Origin of the sequence: Streptomyces sp. HUAS CB01, assembly GCF_030406905.1 — a bacterium.
Lineage (GTDB): Bacteria > Actinomycetota > Actinomycetes > Streptomycetales > Streptomycetaceae > Streptomyces > Streptomyces chengbuensis.
Genome location: NZ_CP129137.1, coordinates 2,056,350 through 2,080,998, shown reverse-complemented (window position 1 = coordinate 2,080,998; position 24,649 = coordinate 2,056,350). Strand labels below are relative to the sequence as shown.

Below are 24,649 nucleotides of genomic sequence, written 5' to 3'. Positions count from 1 at the left end.
GCCGGCACACCCGTCCCTCTCCCACCACCGCCGGGCCACCGCGCCCGGCCGCGTGTCCGCCGCCGCCCCGCAGGCGTTTCCCACACAGCGACCCACGGAGGAGCAGAACCCCGTGCGATTCGACGCCACCGGAAAAGTCTCCCTGGACCACATCTACACCCAGCCGGACCCGCGCACGTACTTCACCGTGCTCCGGCCCCTCGGCTACTGCGTTCCCCAGCAGGCCAAACCCTGGTTCGCCAAGCTGATCCAGGAGTACCGCGAGTCCCGCCAGGTCACCGTGCCGCAGGTGCTGGACATCGGCTGCTCCTACGGCATCAACGCCGCCCTGGTGAAGTACGACGCCACCATGGACGAGTTGTACGAGCGCTACGGCGTCGCCCGGGCCGGCGACGCGAGCCGCGCGGCCCTGCTGGCCCGCGACCGGGAACTGGCCCGCTCCCGCCGCCCGACGCAGCCCCTCCGCTTCGTGGGCCTGGACGCCGCGGGCAGCGCGCTCGCCTACGCCCTCGAATCGGGCTTCCTCGACGACGCGGTCCACGCCGACCTGGAGAACCACGACCCCACGCCCCGCCAGCGCGCCCAGCTCGCCGGCACGGACCTGGTGATCTCGACGGGCTGCCTCGGCTACGTCACCGAGCGGACCCTCACGCGCGTCGTCCGGGCCCAGGGCGGGCGCCTGCCCTGGATGGCGCACTTCGTGCTGCGGATGTTCCCCTTCGACCCGGTCGAACAGGCCCTGGCCGGGCTGGGATACCGCACCGTCCGCGTCGACGAGGTCTTCCGGCAGCGGCGGTTCGCCTCCCCCGAGGAGCAGGCGCTCGTCCTCGACGGCATGGCGGCCGCCGGCGTGGATGCGCGGGGCTTCGAGGCGGAAGGCTGGCTCCACGCACAGCTCTACATTTCCCGGCCGTACGACACCCCAGGTACCGACGACCCGAAACGAGACCAGTAGTGAACAACCGTCAGACGTCCGCGCCGGAGGCCCCGGCGCCCGGCACGGCACCCTCCACCTTCGCCCACGAGGAGAGCCTGCCGCGCGTACCGCTGCCCACGATCGAGGCGAGCTGCGAGAGGTTCCTCGCCTGGTGCGCACCGCTGCTGACCGCGGACGAACTCGCGGCGACCGAGGCGGAGGCCGCCGCCTTCCTCCGGCCCGGCGGCCCCGGCCGCACCCTGCACGCGGCACTGGAGGAGTACGACGCCACCGAGGGCGTGCACAGCTGGCTGGACACGTTCTGGCCGTACCGCTACCTGGGGCGGCGGGACCGCATCGCGCTCAACGCCAACTTCTTCTTCCTGTTCCGGGACGGCGACGAGGGGCAGTGCGAGCGCGCCGCCGGGCTGATCGCGGGGGCGCTGCACCACAAGGGCCTGCTCGACCGGGAGCAGCTCCCGCCCGTCGTGCAGCGCGGAGTGCCCCAGTCGATGGTGCAGAACAGGTTCCTCTACTCCACCACCCGGATCCCCGGCGCGCGGCAGGACACCGTCCGTGCCCCGTACAGCGACGACTGGCCCGGCCCGTCCGGCGCGCGGCACATCGTGGTGTTCTTCCGCGGCGGCATGTTCCGGCTGGACGTGCTCGGCGCGGACGGCGTCCCGTACGGCCTGGAGGACCTGGAGGCCGGACTGCGCGAGGTCATGAAGGCCGGTGCCGAACCCGCCGCACCGGACACCTCGGTGGGCCACCTCACCACCATGGCCCGTGCGGAGTGGGCGGCCGCCCGCGAGGACCTGCTGCTCGCCGACCCCCGCAACGCAGAGTCGCTGGACGTCGTCGAGACCGCGCTGTTCTGCGTCTGCCTGGAGGACTTCGCGCCCGCCGGGGTCCAGGAGGCCTGCGACGAACTGCTCCACGGCGACCGCGGGAACCGCTGGTTCGACAAGGCCGTGTCCTTCGTCGTCTTCGCGGACGGGCGCGCGGGCATCAACGTCGAGCACTGCGAACTCGACGGGACCACCATCCTCGGCTTCACCGACTTCCTCCTGAGCGCCACCGCCGAGGAGCACTCCCGCCGTTCGGGGGCCCGCTCACAGGGCCTGCCCGCGCTGGAGCCGGTCGTCTTCGCGCTGGACGCGCCGCTCAGGGAGAAGGTGCGCGCCGCCGCCGAGTCCTTCGCCGCGTACGGCGACGCCACCGCGACCACCACCGTGACGTTCCCGGACTTCGGCAGCACCACGGCCAAGTCCCTCGGCATGTCGCCGGACGCGTTCGTCCAGTGCGCGTACCAGCTCGCCCACCAGCGAGCCAAGGGGCTCCTGGGGGCCACGTACGAGTCGATCGCCACCCGGCAGTACCGCAACGGCCGCACCGAGGCCATGCGCGTCGTCACCCCGGAGATGGGGGAGTTCGTCAGGGCGATGGAGGACCCCGCCGCGTCCCCGGCCGCCCGCCTCGCCGCCTTCCGGGCCGCCGCCGAGGCCCATGTGGCCCGAGCGAAGGCCTCGCAGGCCGGACAGGTGCCCGAACAGCACCTGTGGGAACTGGAACTCATCCAGCGCCGCCGCGGCCCGGAACTCGGTGTCACCGAACAGCCCGCGCTGTACCGGACCCCCGGCTGGCTGAAGATGCGCGACGACTACCTCAGCACCAGTTCCGCGCCCTCCCGGAACATCCAGTTCTTCGGCTTCGGCTCCACCAGCAGCCGCTGCATCGGCGTGGCCTACGTGCTGCTCCCCGAGCGCTTCAACCTCTACCTCAGCACGCCCCTGCCGGTCGCGGACCGGATGCACGCCTTCGCGGACCGCCTGCGCGAGGCGGTCGCGGAACTCCGCGCTGTGCTGCGGTCCGGAGGGTCGCAGGCATCCGGCTGAGTCCCGCGCCGGGGAGGGGCCGGCCCGCCGTGTGCGGGACGGCCCCTCCGCGTCCCGGGCTCGTACCGACGCCCGGCGTGCGCGCGCGCCCGGCGCGGATCCCCTCCCGGCCCGGAGCAGCGCTCGGGGTGCTGCATACGGGACCGTGAGGCACCGGGGACGGTCCTTGCGTGAAGTCGCGCCACTGTCGTGGAACGCCGGTTTCCGGTCACCGCACCGCGTTTCCCCCGCGCAGCGGCCGAGGTGCATGCGGGGCTCCCGGCCCGTCTACGGGTCTTCCGTGGCGATCGGGCGTGTCCGGCCGGTGCCGGTGTCGATCAGGATCTGCTCGGCCGTGGCGCTGTCGGCGCTGACGGCCCGAGCCATCGCTGCGCGCGCGGCGTCGGGAGCCGTGTCCGGCGGGATCACCAGCAGGGAAAAGTGGTCTCGATCACCTCGGGTGATCAGGACGGTGTCGTCACCGACCGGGAAGGAGTCGATGTGCACGACGCGGTCGTCGATGACCAGCCGTGTCGGCAGGTCTTCCCAGGCACTGGAGTCCAGGCCGACGCGGTCGACGGGTCCGAGGTGCTCGGTCAGCGCGACGACGAGGCTCGGCAGCTCGGCGCCGATGTCGCGGGAACGCGGCCACCACGCACCGTCGAGAATCCCCTGACGGGCATGGGTCGTCTCCAGCCGCAGCAGGGCGGTTCCAGGCTTCACGACCTTGTGGATCGCGTCCGGCAGAAGCTTCGCTTCACGCGGGGTGTCGGCGTCGGACATGGTGTGCTCACCCGTCTGCAGGGTTCGGCAAGCGTTCCGCTGATCGACCGGAAGGCGTCGGGTCCGATTTCACGGTACTCCGTGAGCGCTCGCCCAGGCTCACCCGCGCGCCGCGTGCCAGGACCCGGAGGCCCGATGAAGTGGCTGGTCGCGTTCGGCCTCACCGACCGTGCCCGGAGTACAGTGAAGGCACCGGGAGTACTTCGCATACCGGCTCCCATGCCGGTTTCGTTCTCGGCGAGTCACCACACCGGGACGTCGTGGACGAGCCCCGGGGACAGGTCCGCGCCATGACCGCGACCATCGACCGTATTCCGACCAGTGAGCGCTTGACCTCGCCACCGGCCCGCCTGTCCACGACCCCGGCGGGATCCGCCCCGGGTTTCCCGGACGGCGCATGGTGGCCCCGCTCCCGCGATCTTCTCCGTGAACTCCCCGCCCTCGTCCACGTGCTGGACGAACGGTGGATGGCGAACGAGGACACCTCCCGTGAAGCGCAGGAGCCGCTCGGCCGGGAAGGGGAGCGGGAGACCGAGGGCGGGCACGCCACAGCGGCGGCCGGGGACCCGGAGCCGCCCGGCTGCATGAGCTGCGTCGGAGGGATGTGAGGTCATGGAGATCGCCATCACGGTGTCCGTGATCATCGCCATGATCATCGTGGGAGCGCTGCTGATCCATCGGCTCAATGGCCGGCACGACGAGCGGATCGCGGCATTCCACTACAGCGACACCCTGCCGGGATTCGGCCGACGCAGCCGGAAGGCCGACCGCCGGCAGGGCACGCGGGAGCGCCCGCCACCGCGAGCGACGGGCCGTGGGTGACGCATGACCTCCTCCTGACGGGGGTGGTGGGTGTGGCGGGACAAGGCCCGCCTCGCCCACCTGCACGTCATCCCGATGAACGAGGTCACCGTGGACACCACGCGCACACGGCAGGGCGGCCACGGCCCTGGCCGGCAACCAGTCGGTCCTCCGGGCAGGACCGCACACGGGACCTGGGGCGACAACCCTCGTCCGGGCCCGGCACGAGCGGGCGGCACACCATGGCAACACTCCACGAGCGGAAGAACTACCGCGAAGCGATCATGAAGACCCTGTACGAGGCCGTGGAAGGCAATCGCCTTCTCGGCGTCACCGGGGTGAAGCTGCGCGACGACCTCCGAATGCCTGAGCAGGACCTGGCCGCGGCGTGTGCGTACCTGGCGGGCGAGGGACTCGTCACGGTCGACTGGGCACGGGGAAACACACCTGCCATGGTCACCCTGACGCATCAGGGAATCCGGCTCATGGAAACAGAAGAGGAGGAACGCGGCTGACAGGGCGCTGAAGTGCTCTCCGACCGCGGATCCATCACCCGGGAATCCCTTGTGCCGGAAATGCGGCACAGGCATAGCATGGTCAGTGGGCCGGTGCACTCTCACGTGCCACCGACCCGGAAGGGCGGCCCCGGTGTGTCCACACCGGGGCCGTTGCGCACCTTCGGCGCGACGGCAGGGCAACGAACGGACCGCGGCGCGGACACCCCGCACCACTGCTGAGGGCGCCACCGCATCGGGCAGGCGGCGGGGGCGCGCAGCCCGCCACCGGCCGATGGCGCCCCGTCGTTGACGGAGCCGGATCGCGCAATGCCCGCGCCTGCGAACGACGGTGCCCCACGGGGCGGCGCCTGCTGAGCCATCGCGACGAAGGCCGCCGCCTCCTCTTCGGAGACGGCGGCCTTGCTGCACATCTGACGGTACGTCAGGGGCCTGTGCGAGTGGTGCGCACCCGGTGCACAGGACCCTGGAAAGCAGCCCGACGGCGGAAACCGTCGATCCGCGCTCCCGCAGGTCACAGCATGTCCTCGGACCTCAGGCCCAGCTGGGCCCGCCCTGCGCTCTAGATGTCGAAGTAGAGCTCGAACTCGTGCGGGTGCGGGCGCAGCTGGATCGGGGCGATCTCGTTCGTCCGCTTGTAGTCGATCCACGTCTCGATCAGGTCGGCAGTGAAGACACCGCCGGCCTGGAGGTACTCGTTGTCCGCCTCGAGGGCGTCGAGGACCGCCGGGAGCGAGGTCGGGACCTGCGGGACGCCCGCGTGCTCCTCGGGGGCGAGCTCGTAGAGGTCCTTGTCGATCGGCTCGGCCGGCTCGATCTTGTTCTTGACGCCGTCGAGGCCCGCGAGCAGCAGCGCCGAGAACGCCAGGTACGGGTTGGACGACGGGTCCGGGGCGCGGAACTCGACGCGCTTGGCCTTCGGGTTCGAGCCCGTGATCGGGATACGCATCGCGGCCGAGCGGTTGCGCTGCGAGTACACCAGGTTCACCGGCGCCTCGAAGCCCGGCACCAGGCGGTGGTACGAGTTCACCGTCGGGTTGGTGAAGGCCAGCAGCGACGGGGCGTGCTTCAGGATGCCGCCGATGTAGTAGCGGGCGGTGTCCGAGAGGCCCGCGTAGCCCTGCTCGTCGTAGAAGAGCGGGGAGCCGCCCTGCCACAGGGACTGGTGGACGTGCATGCCGGAGCCGTTGTCACCGAAGATCGGCTTGGGCATGAAGGTCGCGGTCTTGCCGTTGCGCCAGGCGACGTTCTTCACGATGTACTTGAAGAGCATCAGGTCGTCGGCCGCGGCGAGCAGCGTGTTGAACTTGTAGTTGATCTCGGCCTGACCTGCGGTGCCGACCTCGTGGTGCTGGCGCTCGACCTGCAGGCCGACGTTCTCCAGCTCGAGGGAGATCTCGGCGCGCAGGTCGGCGAAGTGGTCGACCGGCGGGGCCGGGAAGTAGCCGCCCTTGTAGCGGACCTTGTAGCCGCGGTTGTCCTCGATGGCGCCGGTGTTCCAGGCGCCCGCCTCGGAGTCGATGTGGTAGAAGCCCTCGTTCGCCGAGGTGGCGAAGCGCACCGAGTCGAAGACGTAGAACTCGGCCTCGGGGCCGAAGTACGCGGTGTCCGCGATGCCGGTGGAGGCGAGGTAGGCCTCGGCCTTCTTGGCGATGTTCCGCGGGTCGCGGCTGTACTGCTCGCCCGTGATCGGGTCGTGGATGAAGAAGTTGATGTTGAGGGTCTTGTCACGGCGGAACGGGTCCAGACGCGCCGTGGAGAGGTCCGCGCGCAGCGCCATGTCCGACTCGTGGATGGCCTGGAAGCCGCGGATCGACGAGCCGTCGAAGGCGAGCTCCTCGGACGGGTCGAACGCCGTGGCCGGAATCGTGAAGTGCTGCATCACGCCGGGAAGGTCGCAGAACCGGACGTCGATCATCTTCACGTCGTTGTCCGCGATGTACTTCTTGGCGTCGTCGGCGTTCTGGAACATCCAACTCCTCCTACTCCCGACCCGGGGAGGGGCGGGGTTGTGACTCGGTCGTGCGGCCAGTGCGGTGGCACACGCAGGACACGACCCTAGGCAGCCGGGATTTCTCCAGCATGACTCATTTGTTTCGCGGAAGTTAACCGGGCGGCCGGAGCGCCGTGCGGCGACACGCCTCGCCGGGCCTCCCGGCCGCCCTCCTCCGGGCCCTTCCGGGGGGTGGCCGGAGGCCGGGAAACCCGCGCGGCCACGGCCTTCGGGGCACCCGGCAGGCGGTGATCGACAGCGTGCCCAGTACCGTGGTCGGGTGGACAACAGGCAAGCAATCGGATCGTGGCTGTCCGGGCCCCGCGCGGCGGCCGAGGACATGGGCGCCGACTTCGGCTACCGGGGCGAACGGCTCGGGCTGCCGGAACAGGGGCCGGGATCCGTCGCCCCGCTCGGGCGGCGCTTCGGCGCGCTCTTCATCGACTGGGGCCTGTGCGTGCTCATCGCATACGGCCTCATCACCGGACGCGACTGGTCCGCCACGGGCAATCCGGCGCTGCTGGTGTTCTTCGTGCTCGGCGTGCTGACGATCGGTACCGTCGGCAGCACTCCCGGCAAGCGGCTCCTCGGGCTGCGGGTCGTCAGCGAGAACGGCGGACGGCTCGGCGTGGGCTGGGTCCTCGTCCGCAGCGTGCTGCTCTGCCTGGCCGTCCCGGCACTCGTCTGGGACCGCGACGGCCGCGGCCTCCACGACCGGCTCGCCCGCGCGGTCCAGGTACGCATCTGACGCGTCTCCCGCGCGTTGCGCCGCCCGCGCGAAAGCCCGCGACCGGCGGACGGCAGGCGGAGGACGGAGGGCGGACGCCCGGTGCGGCGGTCCGCGGGGACGTCCCCGTGGCGACGGACCCGGTGCCGTGCGGCCCGCCGCCCGGGCTCTTCCGTACCGCGGCGTGCCCACGGGCGGGTGCCCCGTACGCCGCCCTCCGGGCGCTCCCCGTACCGTCGCCCGGTCCTGTGCGTCCCGCGGCGGAGTACGCACCTCGCGCCGTACCGCCCCGGCCCTGCCGCAGTCGCGCACCGCTCGCGTCCGCGACCCGCACGCGCATGCGACGAGCCCGCGCACGCGTGGAGGCCGCGCCCAACATGCCGGTGAGGACGTCGTGCTGCCCGACGAGCCCGCGCACGCGTGGAGGCCGCGGTGCCGCTGCTGCAGCCGCTCGCCGACCCGATGACGAGCCCGCGCACGCGTGGAGGCCGCACGCGCATGCGAAGAGGGCGCCCCGGTCCGACCGGGGCGCCCTCTTCGTCCGTGTCCGTGCAGTCGTACGCGTCCGCGGCGACAGCCGGGACGGACGACGTCAGCGCATCTTTCCGCCTCGCGGCATCCGCATGCCCTTCGGCATCGGGCCCTTCGGCAGCGGCATGTTGCTCATCAGGTCGCCCATCGCGCGCAGACGGTCGTTCGTCTGCGTCACCTGCGGGCCGGTCAGTACACGGGGCAGTTTCGTCATCGTGGTGCGCAGCTTCTTCAGCGGCACCTGGCCCTCGTCGTTGCCGACGATGATGTCGTGCACCGGGGCGTCCACGGCGACCCGGGCCATCCGCTTCTTCTCGGCCGCCAGCAGGGTCTTGACCCGGTTCGGGTTCCCCTCGGCCACCAGCACGATGCCGGCGCGGCCGACGGCCCGGTGGACGACGTCCTGGTTGCGGTTCATCGCGACCGCAGGGGTCGTGGTCCAGCCTCGGCCCACGTTCTGCAGCACGGCTGCCGCCGCTCCCGGCTGTCCTTCCATCTGCCCGAAGGCGGCACGCTCGGCGCGGCGTCCGAAGACGATCGCCATCGCGAGGAAGGCCAGCAGGAAGCCCAGGATGCCCAGATAGATCGGGTGGTCGATCAGGAAACCGATCGCGAGGAAGACACCGAAGGTGACGATTCCCACACCCGCGACGACAAGACCGACCTTGGAGTCGACCCGTCGGGTCATCTTGTAGGTAAGGGCGATCTGCTTCAGTCGCCCGGGGTTCGCAGAGTTCTCTGCCTGATCCTTCCTCGCCATGTCCTGAAGTTTACGTGCCTCAGGAGGAGCGAGTCGCCACGGCCTCCAGGACGTGCTGCGCCTCGACCCGGTCCTTGGCGCGGCGCCGGTCCTCGAGGACCGCGGTCCAGGCGTTTCGGCGGGCGGTGCGCTGGCCGCCGCCCAGGATGACGGACTCGACGGCGAGGAGGGCCTGGGTGAGGGTCGGGAAGGCGTTGGCGCGTACGGAAGTCGCGGCCTGCATGGCGGAGGTCTCCCTCGGGGGCGGGGTGGTGAGCGGTGGGAGTGTGCGTGCTGTGCGTGAAGTCAGAGTCACTGACTGGTGTTACCAGGGCGTGACTCGCCGGTCAAACACTGATGAAACCTTTCCGCGCACCGCCGGATGCATGACGCGACCCGTACGCGCCCCCGACCTGCGGGGAGCGTACGGGCCGCATCGTCTCGGCCATTACTGGCCGGTAAGTTCTTGTGCGTGAATTCACACCGCGTGGGCCGCCGGGACGTCCCCGTCCTGCTGCGCGGCGGCGGACCGGCGCTGGTCCATGGCCTGCTGGTAGAGCCGCCCGGCCCGGTACGAGGAACGCACCAGCGGACCCGACATCACACCGGAGAAGCCGATCTCGTCGGCCTCCTCCTTGAGCTCCACGAACTCCTGCGGCTTCACCCAGCGCTCGACGGGGTGGTGCCGGACGGACGGCCGCAGGTACTGGGTGATGGTGATCAGCTCGCAGCCCGCGTCGTGCAGGTGCTGCAGCGCCTCGCTGACCTCCTCGCGGGTCTCGCCCATGCCGAGGATCAGGTTCGACTTGGTGACCAGGCCGGCCGCGCGGGCCTCCGTGATCACCTTCAGCGAGCGCTCGTAGCGGAAGCCGGGACGGATGCGCTTGAAGATGCGCGGCACCGTCTCGACGTTGTGCGCCAGCACCTCGGGGCGGGAGGAGAAGACCTCGGCCAGCTGGTCCGGCTCGGCGTTGAAGTCGGGGATCAGCAGCTCGACCTTGGTGCGGCCGGCCTCGCGTCCCGCCGTCTGCGCGTGGATCTGGCGCACGGTCTCCGCGTACAGCCAGGCGCCGCCGTCCTCCAGGTCGTCGCGGGCGACGCCGGTGATCGTGGCGTAGTTCAGGTCCATCGTGACGACCGACTCGCCGACGCGGCGCGGCTCGTCACGGTCGAGCGCCTGCGGCTTGCCCGTGTCGATCTGGCAGAAGTCGCAGCGCCGGGTGCACTGGTCACCGCCGATGAGGAAGGTGGCCTCGCGGTCCTCCCAGCACTCGAAGATGTTCGGGCAGCCGGCCTCCTGGCACACCGTGTGCAGACCCTCGCTCTTGACGAGCTTCTGCAGCTGGTTGTACTCGGGACCCATTTTCGCCCGGGTCTTGATCCACTCGGGCTTGCGCTCGATGGGGGTCTGGCTGTTCCGGACCTCCAGGCGCAGCATCTTGCGTCCGTCGGGTGCTACAGCGGACACGACCGGCTCCCTACACTTCGATTCCTCGGCGGACCCCAGGGTACGCCCGTTGAATGTGATGCCCTCACCCGTGGCCAACCTCTGGCCAGGGGCGGGCATTCCTCAGCCCGCCGGGGCGGGCTCGGGCGCCCGGCCGGCGGCCTCCGGCCCGGTGGCGCCCTCCACGGCCCGGGGCCGCAGGTCGGCGTTCTCCAGCACCTCGCGGAGGTGCTTCTCGACGACCGGCAGGACCTCGGCGATCGTCACGTCACGGCCCAGCTCGTTCGCGAGCGAGGCCACGCCCGCGTCCCGGATGCCGCAGGGCACGATCCGGTCGAACCAGGTGTTGTCCGGGTTCACGTTGAGGGCGAAGCCGTGCATCGTCACGCCCTTGGCGACGCGGATGCCGATGGCGGCGAGCTTGCGGTCCTCACGGCGCTGGCCGGCGTTGGACGGGGCGTACTCCGGGCCGCTGAGTCGCGGGTCGAACTCCTCGTCGTGCAGCCGGGGGTCGAAGTCCAGCGACAGCCCGCCCGTCGACGGGCGCTGGTCCACCGGGTCGCCGAGCACCCAGACGCCGCTGCGGCCCTCGACCCGGGTGGTCTCCACGCCGAAGTCCGCGCAGGTCCGGATCAGCGCCTCCTCCAGGCGCCGCACGTGGGCGACCACGTCCACGGGCCGGGGCAGCTGCATGATCGGATAGCCGACCAGCTGACCGGGACCGTGCCAGGTGATCTTCCCGCCGCGGTCGACGTCGACGACGGGGGTGCCGTCCAGCGGCCGCTCGCTGTCCTCCGTACGCCGTCCGGCCGTGTAGACCGGAGGGTGCTCCAGCAGCAGACAGGTGTCGGGGATCTCGCCGGCGAACCGGGCCGCGTGCACACGGCGCTGCTCGTCCCAGGCAGCCTGGTACTCGACGGCGTCGTCGCCGAAGCCCAGATGGACAAATCGCAGCTCGCTCACCGTTGTGCCTCCCTAAAGCGTTCACGGTGCACTCATCACGCTCCGGCCACTCTACGACTCGTGTCGCACCCGTCAGCGCTGCCCTCAATCCTCACACGATCGGATGAATGCGGGACGAAGGCGGCGGTTGCGCCGGTATGGGCCGCTAAATTCGCGCCGTTCCTCCCCCAGAGCTACTCCCCCCAGAGCTGCCTGGGGGAACCCCCAGGCTGCGAGGGCCGCACCCGGGCCCGGAAGGCAGGAGACCGCACAGCTGATGACGGACCGACCCCCGCAGCGCACCCCGAACCGCCAGCTCGCCGCACTCATCGCCGAAGCCGGCTTCTCCAACGCGGGGCTGGCCCGCCGGGTGGACCAGCTCGGCCTGGAGCACGGCCTCGACCTGCGGTACGACAAGACGTCCGTGACCCGCTGGCTGCGCGGGCAGCAGCCGCGCGGCACCACGCCCGCCCTGATCGCCGAGGTCTTCACCCGGCGGCTCGGCCGGCGGCTGTCCGCCCAGGACCTGGGCCTGGACGCGTGTGCGCCGGTGTACGCGGGGCTGGAGTTCGCCGCCACCCCCGAGGAGGCCGTGGACATCGTCAGCGGGCTCTGGCGCAAGGACTCGGGCAGCCACGCCGAACTGCGCAAGATCGCGTTCACACCGGCCGGTCTCGTCGTCCCGAGCCGCGACTGGCTGATCGGCCGCGCCGACGAGCGCGTGGGCCGCGGGGAGCCCGCCCAGAGCGGCGCCCAGGCCAGGGTGCCCGGGCAGGGCGGCAGGGCCTCCGTCCCGCGGCAGCGCGGCACCGACCGGGGGCCGGGACAGCGCGTGAGCCCCGGCGACATCGCGGCCCTGCGCTCGGTGGGCGAGCTCTTCCGGACCCTCGACCACGCCTACGGAGGCGGTCACGCCCGCCAAGCACTCGTCCGCTACCTGGAGCACGAGGCCGAGCCGATGCTGCGCGGCACGTACGGGGAGAGCACCGGACGCCGGTTGTTCGGGGCCGTCGCCGATCTCACCCGCCTCGCGGGCTGGACGTCGTTCGACATCGCCGCCCACGGCCTCGCCCAGCGGTACTTCGTCCAGTCGCTGCGGCTGGCCCAGGCGGCGGGCGACCGGGCCTACGGGGCGTACGTGCTGGTCACGATGGCCCGGCAGGCCGTCTACCTCGGCCACGGACGGGAGGCCGTCCAGCTCACCCGGGTCGCCCAGCAGGGCGTCGGCTCCTCCGCCCCGCCCGCCGTCCAGGCCCTGCTGCACGCGGTCGAGGCCCGCGGCCACGGAGTGCTCGGGGAGGTCCGCTCCTGCACGGCCTCGCTCGTCCGGGCCGAGCGCACGCTGGACACCGCGCGGCCGGGGGACGACGTGCCGCACTGGGCACGGTTCTTCGACGAGGCGCAGCTGGCCGACGAGTTCGGGCACTGCCACCGCGACCTGCAGCAGTACCGGGCGGCCGTGCAGCACGCCGAGCGCTCCCTCCAGCTGCGCGCCCCCGGGTTCGCCCGCAGCCGGCTCTTCTGCCGCGTCGTCCTGGCCACCTCCAGGCTCGGCCTGGGGGAGCTGGACCAGGCGTGCGCCCTGGGGGTGGAGGCGGCGCAGCAGGCCTCGGAGATGAGGTCGGCACGGGCCATCGAGTACGTGCGCGACTTCGAGCGGCGCCTGGAGCCCTACCGCGACGCGGCGGCGGTCCGCACCTACCGGGACCGCGTCGCGGCACTCGGCTGACCTGCTGATCGCCGACCCACCCCGGACAGGCCACGACCCGCTCCGGGCAGTACCGACCCGCCCCGGGCGGTACCGGACAGGCCCCGACCGCCCCGGGCGGTACCGGACCGTCGCGACCGGCCGCACGGGTCCCCGCCGGCCGGCGGGGACCCGTGGCTCCTCGGCGCCGGACTGCCGGCGGTCAGGCCGCGGCGGTACGGAGCAGCGCGGGCGCGTGCTCGGGGCGGATACCGAAGTCGCGCAGCACCGCGTGCGCCGCGCGGCGCCCCGAGTACAGCGCGCCCTGCACGGTGCTCGTGTCCCGGTGGCCGCCGCAGACGTAGAGCCCGCAGAGCAGCCGCACCGGCCGGCGCGGATCGTGGGGGGCGGGCATCGCGGGGACGGCCTCCGGGTCGTGGTGCAGGGCCAGCAGCTCCCAGTCGGCGGTGGACGTCCCGTACAGCGCGGCGAGATGGGCCCGCACCCGTTCGTCGAGCCCGGTGGGCGCAGGGCCCGGCACGGCGGAGGTGACGAGCACCCGCCCCTCGGGCGCACGGGAGGGGTCGACCTCGCTCATGACGGCCGTGTGCGCGACCGGTCCGGAGCCGTCCGCGTCCAGCACCAGGGCGGGTTCGGCCAGCGGCGGCGCCGGGGCGGTGTGGTGAAGGACGGTCAGGGGGAGGAAGTCCGGGACCCGAAGGCCCGGGAGCAGCTCCGCCGCGGCCCTGGCTCCCGTCGCCACCAGCAGGGACCGGCACGTGAACGTGCCGTGCTCCTCGGTGGTGACCGAGGAGATGGACGCTTCGGTCACCCGGGCGCCGGTGACCACGGTGCCCGGCGGCAGCGCCTCCGCGAGCAGCCGGGGCAGCCTGTCGGCGCCGCCCGTCGGCACACAGAGCCGGCCGCGGGCGAAACCACGCAGCACGAGGTCGGCGCAGCGGCTGGAGGCGACCAACTCGGCATCGTTCAGCAGGGCGGTGAGCAGCGGCCGGAGGAAGGTGTGGACGGTGCGCGGGGGCAGACCGCGGCGGAACAGCGCCTCGTGCGTGGGCAGTTCAGGACGGGCCAGCAGACGCCGGGGCGGGGTGGCGGCGAGCCGTCCGAGGGCCGCCGCGAGCCGGGCCTGGTCGAAGGCACCGCCGAGAGGGGTACGAGGGGCGCTTGCCAGGGCGCGCGCCGCAGTCAATGCGCCCCTCGCGCGCCGCGTGCCCCCGGCTCCTCGTGAGCCGGGGACTTCTCCGGCGCGGTGGTGCCGGCCCTCGCTGTGCACGAGCACACCGGGCGAGAACCGGCTCAGCGGAAGGCCGGCCAGAGCGGGGGTGCGGAGGAGTTCCGGGTACGAGGTGTTGAGCAACTGGACCGTCCGGTCGAGCCGGAATCCGTCCAGTTCGCCGGTGGCCGTCCGGCCCCCCACCCCCGGTCCGGCCTCCAGTACGACGACCGTGACTCCCGCACTGGTCAACCGATGAGCCGCCGCGAGCCCGGCGATCCCGGCTCCGACGATGACGACGTCCGCGTGGCGTGCGCTGCTGAGCACGTGCCCCTCCCCGAGGTCGGCGCGGCTGTGGTGGGGTGCTCATGCCCCCAACCGGCTGACGGAATGCCGAAGTTCGGAACGAGGGTAGAAACCCGGCCGCGGGAAACCACGCGCGCGCGGCGGGCGCCCGGGGGCACGGGGTCGCACGGCCGTGCGACCGTCTGGTGGAACCGGCGCACACGCCGGGGCGCGCGAGGCGCGCTGCCGTCCGCGCACGGAAGCGCCGGGCGCGAAGCCGGTGGCGTGCCGTCCGGTGGTCGGGGTGTCGCGGGGTCGGGGTGGTCGGGCGCGTGGACCGGGTGCGGTTTCCCCGCTGTGGTGGCGGTGGCGTCCTGTCCGGCCCGGGGCTTGTCCACGAGTCCGACGGGTGGCGTCCCGTTCGGCCGGAACGTCGGCGGGCTCCGCGTCGGTGTGCGGTCGTCCCGTGTGTCGGCGGGCTCCACGTCGGGTGTCCGGTTCTTCGCGTCGGCCGGTTCGGGCCTTCGGGGGCGGCCTGCCGGGCGGCTTCGGGCTTGCGGCGAACCGTCCGGAGGGCCGGTGGCCTTCCGCCGGACTGCTCCGGTCGCCGGATCCGGGGTGCGGCGGCAGCGCGGCGGCGGGGTGCCGCCGGGCCGCGCCCGGTGGCCTCCGGCGACCGGAGCAGTCCGGCCCGCCCCACGGCGTACCTGCCCGCGAGACGCCCCCTGGCGGCGCGTGCGCGGGGCGGCGTCCCCCCGGCCGGGGCGCGTCAGCCGAGCGCCGCGCGGATCGCCTCGTCGACGGACGGATGGGAGAAGACGAAGCCGGAGTCGAGGAGTTTCCTCGGCACCACCCGCTGGCTGCCGAGGACGTCCTCCGCGAACTCGCCGAGGTAGACCCGCAGGGCGACCGGCGGCACCGTGAACAGGGTGGGACGGTGGAGGACCCGGCCCATCGCCGCGGTGACCTCACGATTGGTGACCGGCTCGGGGGCCGTCAGATTGACCGGGCCCGACAGGGTGTCCGTGTCGATGATGTGGCGCAGCGCCGCGATCTCGTCCTGGAGGGAGATGAAGCTCCAGAACTGTCGTCCGCTGCCCAGTCGTCCGCCCAGACCCGCCCGGAACAGCGGGAAGAGCCGGCCCCACGCGCCGCCCTCCTGCGCCACCACCAGCCCCGTGCGGGCGAACGCCACCCGCACGCCCGCCTCCTCGGCCGGCGCCGCGGCCGCCTCCCACTCCTCGCAGACGCGGGGGAGGAAGCCCGTGCCGGGAGGCGAGCCCTCGTCGACCGCGCGGTCGCCCGTGTCGCCGTAGTAGCCGATCGCCGAGCCGCACACCAGCACCCGCGGCGGCTCCTCCAGCGACGCCAGCGCCTCCGCGAGAGCCGCCGTGCCGAGCACCCGGCTGTCCCGGATCTCCTTCTTGTACGCCTCGCTCCAGCGCCGATCGCCCACCCCGGCGCCAGCGAGGTGGACGACCGCCTCGCAGCCGATGAGCCCCGCCGCGTCGACGTACTGCCGGGCGGGGTCCCACCGGACCTCGTCCGCGGCCCGTGGCGCCCGCCTGACGAGCCGCACCACCTCGTGCCCGCCACCTGCGTCGTCGGCCCGCAGGGAACGCACCAGTGCCGAACCGATCAGACCGCCCGCGCCCGTCACAGCAATACGCATGCGTCACATCCTGCCCCATGACACAGTTGCCGCCATGTCCGAACCCGGTACGCCCTTCGTCATACGTCCGGCCCAGAGATCCGACGACGACGCCCTCGCCGCGCTCGACCGCGCCACCTGGTCGACGCTGCACGCGGTGCAGCCGCGCCCCGTGCCGCCGTACCGGCCGTTCTTCGACGAGAACCACCCGCCCGAGCAGCACCTGGTCGCCGAGCCCGTGACCGAGGGCGCGGTCGGTGACGGAAGAATCGCCGGGTACATCCGGCTCTGCGCCCCCACGCCGCTCTCCTGCAACCAGCACGTCCGCCAGATCCAGGGCCTCGCGGTGGCCGACTGGGCGCGCGGACAGGGGGTCGCGCGGGCACTGCTGCGCGCCGCCGGTGACGAGGCACGCCGGCAGGGAGCGGTCCGTGTCACCCTGCGGGTGCTCGGGCACAACACCCCGGCTCGCCGGCTCTACGAGTCCGAGGGCTACACCGTCGAGGGTGTCCTGCCCGGTGAGTTCTTCCTGGCCGGCCGGTACGTCGACGACGTGCTCATGGGGCGTCCGCTCACCTGACGGCCCGTGCCGCGGGCGCCAACGGGCGCAGCCCGCTCGACACTTCCCGCAGGCACCGCAGCGCCGGCCCCGCCGGTGACCCCGCGCCGTCGCCCGGGGCCCCGGGCTGTCCGTCCGGCCCGTGCGACTCGGCCCAGACCTCCAGCCCGATCCGCAGGGCGTCCACGGCCACCGCCGCGACGAGCCGCAGTTCCAGAGGATCGGCGTCCGGCCCGGCCAGCCTCGCGAGCACCGGGACCAGCCGCTCCTCCGCCTCCTGGTTCACCCGGTACCAGACCGCTCGCAGCGCCGGATCCCGTACGGCCGCGCGCAGCAGCGCCCTCGTACGGCGCAGGCCCTCGGCCGTTCCGTCCTCCGGCACCGCGAGCGCCTCGGTGAGCGTGCGCTCCAGCGCCTCGGGCAGCGGGGTGCCCGGAACGGCGGCCGCGAGCAGCACCCGCCAGCGTTCGGCGCCCACGGCCAGCAACGGACCGACGGCGTCCTGTTTGTTGCGGAAGTACCGGTAGAAGGTCCGCAGGGCCACTCCGGCACGGTCTGCGATCTCCTCGGCCGATGTGGCGTCCGGGCCGCGCTCGGTGAACAGTTCCGCGGCGGCGCGGGCGATCTCGAACCGGGTCGCGGCCTTGCGGCGCTCGGTCAGCGGCCGACGCGGTGACGGCGGCGTGGTGTTCACCGGACGAAGCGTACGCCCGCCGACGGGCCACGGGCCTGACCGTACGTCAGGGCCGGGCGGCTCACCCGTCCGTGCACCGCCGGTACCCCGTCCGAGGGCGCGCACCCGGGCGGTTCCGGGCCGGGGCACGGGACGGCCTACGAACCGAAGCGCTCCCACAGCGCCGGGAACCGTTCCGCGAGCACGCGGTCGTTCTCGAGGTCGAACGGTGTGCCCTCCGGCTCCGCGGCCTGCGCCGTGATCCCCAGATCGGGTGCGGCCGTTCCGGTGAGCTGCTCGTACGCCTCGTCGGCCGCGTAACCCAGCTCCTCGCCGTCGCCGTCGATCTCCTCGTCGAAGTCGTCGAGGAGCTCCGCGAGGGAGTCCGGATCGTGCACCGCGCCCTCGAAGACCTCCCGGCCCTGGCCGATCAGCCAGCAGCGGAAGTAGTCGAACGCGTCGTCGCTCGCCCCGCCGAGCAGCACGGTGGCCGCGCCCCACAGATCCCAGCGGTATGCGCGGTTGTAGCGGGCCTCGAAGTGCCGCGCGAAGTCCAGGACGGAGTCGGGGTCGATTTGCAGCAGCCGTTCGACGAGCAGGTCGGCGTGCTCCTCGGGGTCACCCTCGGCGGCCTCGCGCGTGCTGTCGATGATCTCCCAGAACTCCGTCTCGTCCATCACGGGACAAGCATCGGGGCTCGCGGGAGGCCGCGCACGTGGAGCGGCCGAAATACTCCCTTCGGGGAAGGGGCCGTGGGGGCGGCGGGGTGGGCGCCCCGGACGGCGACCGGGATCCGCGGCCCGGACGGTTGACCTGGACCGTCGGCCGGGACGGGTAGCCGAACGGGTGGCCCGGTCCGGCGGCCGCGGCGGCCGGCCGGGTTCGCCTGCCGTGCAGGACTGCCGGGAAATGCGGACAGAGGGTGTCGGATTTCCGTGCGAGCGTCGCACCATGACGACCGAAAGAGCACTGCAGGGGAAGATCGCGCTCGTCGCGGGCGCGACGCGCGGCGCCGGCCGGGCCATCGCCGTACAACTGGGTGCGGCGGGCGCCACGGTCTACGTGACCGGACGCACCACGAGGGAGCGCGTGAGCGAGGTCGGCCGCGCGAGCGAGACCATCGAGGAGACGGCCGAACTGGTCACCGCGGCGGGCGGCCGGGGCGTCGCGGTCCCCACCGACCACCTCGACACCGCCGCGGTCCGCGCGCTCGTCGCCCGCATCGACGAGGACCACGGCCGGCTGGACGTCCTCGTCAACGACGTGTGGGGCGGCGAGCACCTCGTCGTCTGGGACACCAAGATGTGGGACACCGACCTCGACCGCGGACTGCGCATGCTGGAACTGGGCGTCCGCAGCCACATCATCACCAGCAGCTGTGCGCTGCCCCTGCTCACGCGCCGGCCGGGCGGGCTGGTCGTCGAGGTCACCGACGGCACGGCGGAGACCAACCGCCGCTTCCGCGAGAACTTCTTCTACGACCTCGCCAAGAACGCCCCGATCCGGATGGCGTTCACCCTCGGCCACGACCTCGAGGACACCGGCTGCACGGCGGTGTGCGTGACCCCGGGCTACCTGCGCTCGGAGCAGATGCTGGAGGCCTTCGGGGTCCGTGAGGACAACTGGCGGGACGCGGTCGCCGACCAGCCCCACTTCGCCGTCGCCGAGTCGCCGGTGTACGTCGGCCGCGCGGTCGCCGCCCTCGCCGCCGACCCTGACCGGGCGCGCTGGAACGGGCGGTCGCTCTCCAGCGGGCAACTGGCGAAGGAGTACGGCTTCACGGACACCGACGGGAGCCGGCCGGACGCCTGGGCGTACTTCGAGGACGTCGTGTACGGGGGAAAGGAGGGGTCGGCCGAGGACTACCGCTGAGGGGCGGTCCCTCCGGGCGCTCCTCCGTAGAGGGCGTGCATCCGGGCCGCGGCCTCCGCGAACCTCTCGCGGAGGCCCTCCGGCCGCAGCACCTCCGACTCCGCTCCGAGCGACAGGAGCTGACTGAACGCCACCTCCTCGGACTCCACCGGCAGCGTGATGGTGCGCCACCCCCGGTCGTCCGGCGGGCCCGAAGCGTTCAGCGCCTCCTCGGCCGCGGCCCGGTCCGTGACGTACGGCAGCCGGCGGGCCGCCTCCGGGGACAGCCGCAGCACCACCTCGGCCCGCAGGATGGAGCGGGCGAACTGCGCGGCCCGCTCCTCCCAGAAGGCCGGCAGGTCGAAGGACGCGTCCCGCTCGAAGCGCTCGGCCGTCAGGGAGACGGCCGCGAACCGGTCGATGCGGTACACGCGGAACGACGTGCCGTCGGCGAGGGCACACAGGTACCAGATCCCGGCCTTCAGCACGAGGCCGTACGGCTCCAGCCGCCGCTCGGCGTCGCGGTAGCGGGCGGCCACCACGCGGTCGTCCCACACGGCCTCGGCGACCACCGGCAGCAGGTCCGGGGTCTCCGGCTCCTGGTACCAGCCGGGCGCGTCCAGATGGAACCGCTGCGCCGCCGAGCGCGACGCGTCCCGCAGCGACGGGAGCAGCGCGGCGGAGACCTTGAGCCGCGCGGCGGAGGCGGCGTCCTCCAGCCCCATCTCGCGCAGCGCCCCGGGCACTCCGGACAGGAACAGCGCCTCCGCCTCGCTCCGGGCGAGCCCGGTCAGCCGCGTCCGGTACCCGCCGACGAGCCGGTACCCGCCTGCCCTCCCGCGGTCCGCGTAGACCGGGACCCCGGCCTCCGACAGTGCGAGCGCGTCCCGGGTGACGGTCCGCTCGGAGACCTCCAGCTCCTGGGCCAGCTCGGCGGCGGTCATGGAGGGCCGGGACTGGAGCAGCAGAACCATCTTGATGAGCCGGGCAGCGCGCATGAGGGCCATTGTCGCGGCTCGTGCGGGGTGAGCGGAGCGGCCCGCGGCCGGTGGCGGGTCCGCACCGGGGCCGCGCTGGGTGGGGTGGGGGGCGGGCTCGTGGCGGGGAGCGCCGGGGAGTGTCCAGGGCGGGCCCGCCGTGCGGAAGCGCCCAGCGGGGCGGTGGCGACGGGAGGCCGTGCCGGGGCGCCCAGGGCGGTGTCCGGGAAGGATTCGGGGTGGGCAGCGTGGCGCGCCGCGCAGGGCGGTGTCCGGGCAGGCCCGTGTCCGGCCCGGCAGGGCGGAACGCGGACGCCCCCGCTGCCCGAGGGGGCGGCGGGGGCGTGAACCCAGGGCTCAGAAGCCGTAGCGCTCGCGGGCTTCCTTCACCGCGGACGCGGGGACCTCGCCGCGCCGCGCGAGCTGGGCCAGCGCCGCGACCACGATCGACTGCGCGTCGACACCGAAGTGGCGTCGCGCCGCCTCACGGGTGTCCGACAGACCGAAGCCGTCCGCTCCCAGCGACGACCAGTCCTGCTCCACCCACTGGGCGATCTGGTCCGGCACCTGCCGCATGTAGTCGCTCACCGCGAGGACCGGCCCCTCGGCGCCGTCCAGCGCCTGGCGCACGTACGGGACACGGGACTCGCCGCGCAGCAGCGCCTCGTCCGCCTCCAGCGCGTCGCGCCGCAGCTCGGTCCAGGACGTCGCCGACCAGACGTCCGCCGTGACGCCCCACTCGGCGGCCAGCAGACGCTGCGCCTCCAGCGCCCAGTGGATCGCCGTGCCCGAGGCGAGCAGCTGGATGCGCGGGTCGTCCGCGGCGCCCTCGCCCTCCTTGAAGCGGTACAGGCCCCGGACGATGCCCTCGTCGACGCCCTCCGGCTTCGCGGGCTGCGGCATCGGCTCGTTGTAGACCGTCAGGTAGTAGAAGACGTCCGGGTCCTCGTCCGGGCGTGCCTCGCCGAACATCCGGCGCAGACCGTCCTTGACGATGGCCGCGACCTCGTAGGCGAACGCCGGGTCGTACGTGAGCGCCGCCGGGTTCGTCGCCGCGATCATCGGCGAGTGGCCGTCCGCGTGCTGCAGGCCCTCGCCCGTCAGGGTCGTACGGCCGGCCGTGGCGCCGACGAGGAAGCCCTTGCCGAGCTGGTCGGCGAGCTGCCACATCTGGTCGGCGGTCCGCTGCCAGCCGAACATCGAGTAGAAGATGTAGAAGGGGATCATCGTCTCGCCGTGCGTCGAGTACGACGACGACGCGGCGATGAAGTCCGCCATGGAGCCGGCCTCGGTGATGCCCTCGTTGAGGATCTGGCCGTTCTTCGCCTCGCGGTAGTACATCAGCTGGTCGCGGTCGACCGGCTCGTACGTCTGCCCCTTCGGCGAGTAGATGCCGAGGGACGGGAACAGCGACTCCATGCCGAAGGTACGGGCCTCGTCCGGGACGATCGGGACCCAGCGCCTGCCGGTCTCCTTGTCGCGGATCAGGTCCTTGACCAGGCGGACGAAGGCCATCGTCGTCGCCACTGACTGGTTGCCGGAGCCCTTGTCGAACGCGGCGAAGGACTTCTCGGCGGGCGCGGGCAGCGGGGCGACCGGGTGGACGCGGCGGGCCGGGGCCGGACCGCCGAGGGCCGCGCGGCGCTCCTGGAGGTAGCGGACCTCGGGGGAGTCCGCACCGGGGTGGCCGTAGGGCACCTGGCCGTCCGCGAAGTCGCTGTCCTTGATCGGCAGGTCGAGGAGGTCCCGCATCGCCCTGAACTCGTCCGCCGACAGCTTCTTCATCTGGTGGTTGGCGTTCTTGGAGGCGAAGCCCTCGCCGAGGGTGTAGCCCTTGACCGTCTGGGCCAGGATCACCGTCGGGGAGCCCTTGTGCTCCAGCGCGGCCTTGTACGCGGCGTACACCTTGCGCGGCTCGTGGCCACCGCGCGAGAGGTGGAAGCACTCGAGGATCTTGTCGTCGCTGAGCAGCCTCGCCATCTCGACGAGTGCGGGGTCCTTGCCGAAGAAGTCCTCGCGGATGTAGGCGGCGTCACGGGTCTGGTACGTCTGGACCTGCGCGTCCGGGACCTCGCGCAGCCGGCGGACCAGGGCCCCCGTGGTGTCGAGCTGGAACAGCTCGTCCCAGGCGTTGCCCCAGAGCGTCTTCACGACGTTCCAGCCGGCGCCGCGGAACTGGGCCTCCAGCTCCTGCACGATCTTGAAGTTGGCGCGGACCGGGCCGTCGAGGCGCTGCAGGTTGCAGTTGATCACGAAGGTCAGGTTGTCCAGACCCTCGCGGCTGGCCAGCGCGAGCGCCGCCGTCGACTCGGGCTCGTCCATCTCGCCGTCGCCGAGGAACGCCCAGACGTGCGACGCGGAGACGTCCTTGATGCCGCGGTTGGTCAGATAGCGGTTGAAGCGCGCCTGGTAGATCGCCGACAGCGGGCCGAGGCCCATGGAGACCGTCGGGAACTCCCACAGCCAGGGCAGCCGGCGCGGGTGCGGGTAGGACGGCAGGCCGTTGCCCCCCGCCTCCTGGCGGAAGTTGTCGAGGTGCGCCTCGGTGAGGCGTCCGTCGAGGAAGGCGCGGGCGTAGATGCCGGGGGAGGCGTGGCCCTGGATGTAGAGCTGGTCGCCGGAGCCGTCCGCCTCCTTCCCGCGGAAGAAGTGGTTGAAGCCGGTCTCGTAGAGCCAGGCCGCGGAGGCGAAGGTGGCGATGTGGCCGCCGACGCCGTGCTTGGCGCCGCGGGTCACCATCGCGGCGGCGTTCCACCGGTTCCACGCGGTGATCCGGCGCTCCATCTCCTCGTCACCGGCCGGGACGGGCTCGGCGGCGGTGGGGATGGTGTTGACGTAGTCCGTCTCCAGAAGCTTGGGCAGGTCGAGCCCCTCGACGCCCTCGGCGTGCTGGAGGGTGCGGCGCATCAGGTACGCGGCGCGGTGGGGGCCGGCGGCCTTGGTGACGGCGTCGAGGGAGGCCGCCCATTCGGCGGTCTCCTCGGTGTCACGGTCCGGGAGCTGGTCGAGCTCGCTCGGAAGCATGGCTACGGGGTCGGTCATGACACCGCCTTCCGGAGAGGAGGAGGGGTGGAGAGGGGCCTGTCTGGCAGGACGGGGCCGGGCGGACTGGTGAGTCCGTGGTGAACTGTAAGCCGCCGATCGATGATCGATCAAAGCGTTGAGCGAAAAACTTCTTCGGATCGAGAAAGTCGGCACAGGGTGCCGCGAAATGGGGCACCGGGTGCCGGTGTGCGGCGGCTTTGTACGGCACGTGCGCGGCCCGTTCTCCGTGTGCGTCGCCCTGCGGGAGCGGCGCGGCAGGGGTGCGCCGGGCGTGGGTGCGCCGGGCGTGGGGCTCCGGCGACGAGCGCCCCGGCGGTCCTTGCCCGCAGGGCGCCCGGGGGCCGTGCCCGTGCGTGGCACGGACGGTTCCGTTGGGAAGGGGGCAGCCCGCCGTGGTCCCGCGGCGCGCGCACTGCGTATGCGGGCGGTTCCGCAGGGGAGGGCTGCTCACCGCGAGCGCAGCGCCGGACGCGGCGCCGCGCGCGGGAACGCGGTGGCACCGAGCGCCGCGCGCGGGTCCGGCGCTACGCGCGGGGCGCGCAGCCCAGGACGTGGGCCTTCACGAGCGCGCCGATCTGCGGATCGCGCCGGCGGAACGCCTCCACCAGCTCCTCGTGCTCCTCCGCGTACGACTTCTGCTTCGTCCCCAGCCACCGGATGGACAGCGCGGTGAAGACCTCGATCCCCAGGCCCTCCCACGTGTGCAGCAGCACCCCGTTGCCCGCCGCCTTCACCAGTTCCCGGTGGAACGCCACCGTGTGCCGCACCTGCGCCGTCCCGTCCGCGGCGCGGTCCGCCTCGTACAGGGCCGCGACGTGCGGTTCCAGCGCCGAGCAGTCGTCGGCGAGCCGTTCCGCGGCCAGCTCGGCGGCGATCTGCTCCAGGCCGGCCCGGACCGGGTAGCTCTCCTCGAGGTCGGCCGCGGTGAGGTTGCGCACCCGTACGCCCTTGTTGGGCGCCGACTCGATCAGCCGCAGGGACTCCAGCTCGCGCAGGGCCTCCCGTACCGGCGTCTGGCTCACGGCCAGCTCGGTGGCGATACGGCGCTCCACGATCCGCTCGCCCGGCTTCCAGCGGCCGCTGACGATGCCCTCCACGATGTGCTCGCGGATCTGATCGCGCAGCGAGTGGACGACGGGCATGGTCATGAACCGCTCCTTCACGAAGAGAAGACCCCTGGGGCGTGCGGCGGAAGCAGCTCCGTCCGCCCGCTGGGCGGGGCCTGCGGCGTCCGGTGCGCGATCGCGAGGCGGAGGACCATCCTCGTACGGGACGTACTCGGATGACTCCGACAACGCAGCGAGCGTGCGTGCCAGGCGTCGCGGGCCAGGAGGGACTTTCGCCACACGCCCTAGACAATACGGCGGCGGCCCCGTCCGGAAGTACTCCCGGGCGGGGCCGCCGCTGGTGAGGCTGGTT

General features: G+C 72.8%; 22 protein-coding genes. 9 read left to right on the top strand and 13 right to left on the bottom strand.

Annotated elements, in window-relative coordinates; all coding sequences use genetic code 11:
* The first annotated feature begins 112 nt into the window (after nucleotides 1-112).
* Nucleotides 113-955 carry a class I SAM-dependent methyltransferase gene (locus QRN89_RS09260; protein WP_290348871.1) on the top strand — a complete coding sequence of 281 codons (843 nt, stop codon included), beginning with the start codon at nucleotides 113-115 and terminating at the stop codon, nucleotides 953-955.
* Nucleotides 955-2,814 (top strand): choline/carnitine O-acyltransferase, encoded by a 1,860-nt coding sequence (locus QRN89_RS09255; protein ID WP_290348870.1) that lies wholly within the window; start codon nucleotides 955-957, stop codon nucleotides 2,812-2,814. The genes QRN89_RS09260 and QRN89_RS09255 overlap by 1 nt, the downstream gene beginning before the upstream one ends.
* 267 nt (nucleotides 2,815-3,081) lie before the next feature.
* Here the strand turns inward: QRN89_RS09255 and QRN89_RS09250 are convergent, their stop codons facing one another.
* Nucleotides 3,082-3,576, bottom strand: a complete 495-nt coding sequence (locus tag QRN89_RS09250) for a DUF5994 family protein (RefSeq protein WP_290348869.1) — start codon at nucleotides 3,574-3,576, stop codon at nucleotides 3,082-3,084.
* A 290-nt stretch (nucleotides 3,577-3,866) separates the two neighbouring features.
* Here QRN89_RS09250 and QRN89_RS09245 point away from each other — a divergent pair, with 290 nt between their 5' ends.
* The 3 genes from QRN89_RS09245 to QRN89_RS09235 all read left to right on the top strand — a co-directional run bounded on the left by QRN89_RS09245 (nucleotide 3,867) and on the right by QRN89_RS09235 (nucleotide 4,892).
* Nucleotides 3,867-4,184, top strand: a complete 318-nt coding sequence (locus tag QRN89_RS09245) for a DUF5994 family protein (protein WP_290348868.1) — start codon at nucleotides 3,867-3,869, stop codon at nucleotides 4,182-4,184.
* Nucleotides 4,185-4,188: 4 nt separating this feature from the next.
* The gene (locus QRN89_RS09240; RefSeq protein WP_290348867.1) at nucleotides 4,189-4,398 is read left to right on the top strand and encodes a hypothetical protein; all 210 of its coding nucleotides are present in this window, start codon (nucleotides 4,189-4,191) and stop codon (nucleotides 4,396-4,398) included.
* A 221-nt stretch (nucleotides 4,399-4,619) separates the two neighbouring features.
* The gene (locus QRN89_RS09235) at nucleotides 4,620-4,892 is read left to right on the top strand and encodes a hypothetical protein (RefSeq protein WP_290348866.1); all 273 of its coding nucleotides are present in this window, start codon (nucleotides 4,620-4,622) and stop codon (nucleotides 4,890-4,892) included.
* Between the two features lie 562 nt (nucleotides 4,893-5,454).
* Here QRN89_RS09235 and glnA read toward each other — a convergent pair.
* The gene (gene glnA / locus QRN89_RS09230) at nucleotides 5,455-6,864 is read right to left on the bottom strand and encodes a type I glutamate--ammonia ligase (RefSeq protein ID WP_290348865.1); all 1,410 of its coding nucleotides are present in this window, start codon (nucleotides 6,862-6,864) and stop codon (nucleotides 5,455-5,457) included.
* A 301-nt stretch (nucleotides 6,865-7,165) separates the two neighbouring features.
* Between glnA and QRN89_RS09225 the strand changes: the two genes are divergently transcribed.
* Nucleotides 7,166-7,633 (top strand): RDD family protein, encoded by a 468-nt coding sequence (locus QRN89_RS09225; RefSeq protein ID WP_290348864.1) that lies wholly within the window; start codon nucleotides 7,166-7,168, stop codon nucleotides 7,631-7,633.
* A gap of 571 nt (nucleotides 7,634-8,204) precedes the next feature.
* On the opposite strand, the gene QRN89_RS09220 is transcribed toward QRN89_RS09225, so the two are convergent.
* From QRN89_RS09220 to lipB, 4 genes are all read right to left on the bottom strand, one after another.
* On the bottom strand, nucleotides 8,205-8,903 hold the full coding sequence (locus QRN89_RS09220; protein WP_290348863.1) for a DUF4191 domain-containing protein: 699 nt from the start codon (nucleotides 8,901-8,903) through the stop codon (nucleotides 8,205-8,207).
* A gap of 19 nt (nucleotides 8,904-8,922) precedes the next feature.
* The gene (locus QRN89_RS09215) at nucleotides 8,923-9,126 is read right to left on the bottom strand and encodes an SCO2195 family GlnR-regulated protein (RefSeq protein WP_290348862.1); all 204 of its coding nucleotides are present in this window, start codon (nucleotides 9,124-9,126) and stop codon (nucleotides 8,923-8,925) included.
* A 234-nt stretch (nucleotides 9,127-9,360) separates the two neighbouring features.
* Nucleotides 9,361-10,350 carry a lipoyl synthase gene (lipA, locus tag QRN89_RS09210; protein WP_290348861.1) on the bottom strand — a complete coding sequence of 330 codons (990 nt, stop codon included), beginning with the start codon at nucleotides 10,348-10,350 and terminating at the stop codon, nucleotides 9,361-9,363.
* A 102-nt stretch (nucleotides 10,351-10,452) separates the two neighbouring features.
* Complete coding sequence (gene lipB, locus QRN89_RS09205) at nucleotides 10,453-11,292, bottom strand: lipoyl(octanoyl) transferase LipB (RefSeq protein ID WP_290348860.1); 840 nt, start codon at nucleotides 11,290-11,292, stop codon at nucleotides 10,453-10,455.
* A gap of 256 nt (nucleotides 11,293-11,548) precedes the next feature.
* On the opposite strand from lipB, the gene QRN89_RS09200 reads away from it, so the two are divergent.
* A complete protein-coding gene (locus QRN89_RS09200; RefSeq protein ID WP_290348859.1) occupies nucleotides 11,549-13,000 on the top strand; it encodes an NsdA family TPR-like regulatory protein in 1,452 nt (483 codons plus the stop codon).
* 181 nt (nucleotides 13,001-13,181) lie between these two features.
* Here the strand turns inward: QRN89_RS09200 and QRN89_RS09195 are convergent, their stop codons facing one another.
* Both QRN89_RS09195 and QRN89_RS09190 read right to left on the bottom strand, forming a co-directional pair.
* Complete coding sequence (locus QRN89_RS09195) at nucleotides 13,182-14,516, bottom strand: NAD(P)/FAD-dependent oxidoreductase (RefSeq protein WP_290348858.1); 1,335 nt, start codon at nucleotides 14,514-14,516, stop codon at nucleotides 13,182-13,184.
* Nucleotides 14,517-15,243: 727 nt separating this feature from the next.
* Nucleotides 15,244-16,146: a TIGR01777 family oxidoreductase gene (locus QRN89_RS09190; RefSeq protein WP_290348857.1), complete on the bottom strand. Its 903-nt coding sequence runs from the start codon at nucleotides 16,144-16,146 to the stop codon at nucleotides 15,244-15,246.
* 34 nt (nucleotides 16,147-16,180) lie between these two features.
* Here QRN89_RS09190 and QRN89_RS09185 point away from each other — a divergent pair, with 34 nt between their 5' ends.
* A complete protein-coding gene (locus tag QRN89_RS09185; RefSeq protein ID WP_290348856.1) occupies nucleotides 16,181-16,705 on the top strand; it encodes a GNAT family N-acetyltransferase in 525 nt (174 codons plus the stop codon).
* Here QRN89_RS09185 and QRN89_RS09180 read toward each other — a convergent pair.
* Complete coding sequence (locus QRN89_RS09180; protein ID WP_290348855.1) at nucleotides 16,698-17,378, bottom strand: TetR family transcriptional regulator; 681 nt, start codon at nucleotides 17,376-17,378, stop codon at nucleotides 16,698-16,700. The genes QRN89_RS09185 and QRN89_RS09180 overlap by 8 nt on opposite strands.
* A 137-nt stretch (nucleotides 17,379-17,515) precedes the next feature.
* A complete protein-coding gene (locus QRN89_RS09175; protein ID WP_290353635.1) occupies nucleotides 17,516-18,034 on the bottom strand; it encodes a DUF4240 domain-containing protein in 519 nt (172 codons plus the stop codon).
* 274 nt (nucleotides 18,035-18,308) lie between these two features.
* Here QRN89_RS09175 and QRN89_RS09170 point away from each other — a divergent pair, with 274 nt between their 5' ends.
* Entirely contained in the window at nucleotides 18,309-19,229 is a 921-nt protein-coding gene (locus QRN89_RS09170) for an SDR family oxidoreductase (RefSeq protein WP_290348854.1), read from the top strand.
* On the opposite strand, the gene QRN89_RS09165 is transcribed toward QRN89_RS09170, so the two are convergent.
* The 3 genes from QRN89_RS09165 to QRN89_RS09155 form a co-directional block, all read right to left on the bottom strand.
* Nucleotides 19,220-20,206, bottom strand: a complete 987-nt coding sequence (locus QRN89_RS09165) for a helix-turn-helix transcriptional regulator (RefSeq protein ID WP_290348853.1) — start codon at nucleotides 20,204-20,206, stop codon at nucleotides 19,220-19,222. The genes QRN89_RS09170 and QRN89_RS09165 overlap by 10 nt on opposite strands.
* A 336-nt stretch (nucleotides 20,207-20,542) precedes the next feature.
* Nucleotides 20,543-23,227 (bottom strand): pyruvate dehydrogenase (acetyl-transferring), homodimeric type, encoded by a 2,685-nt coding sequence (gene aceE / locus QRN89_RS09160; protein WP_290348852.1) that lies wholly within the window; start codon nucleotides 23,225-23,227, stop codon nucleotides 20,543-20,545.
* A gap of 527 nt (nucleotides 23,228-23,754) precedes the next feature.
* Nucleotides 23,755-24,378 carry a GntR family transcriptional regulator gene (locus QRN89_RS09155; protein WP_290348851.1) on the bottom strand — a complete coding sequence of 208 codons (624 nt, stop codon included), beginning with the start codon at nucleotides 24,376-24,378 and terminating at the stop codon, nucleotides 23,755-23,757.
* Nucleotides 24,379-24,649: the final 271 nt, after the last annotated feature.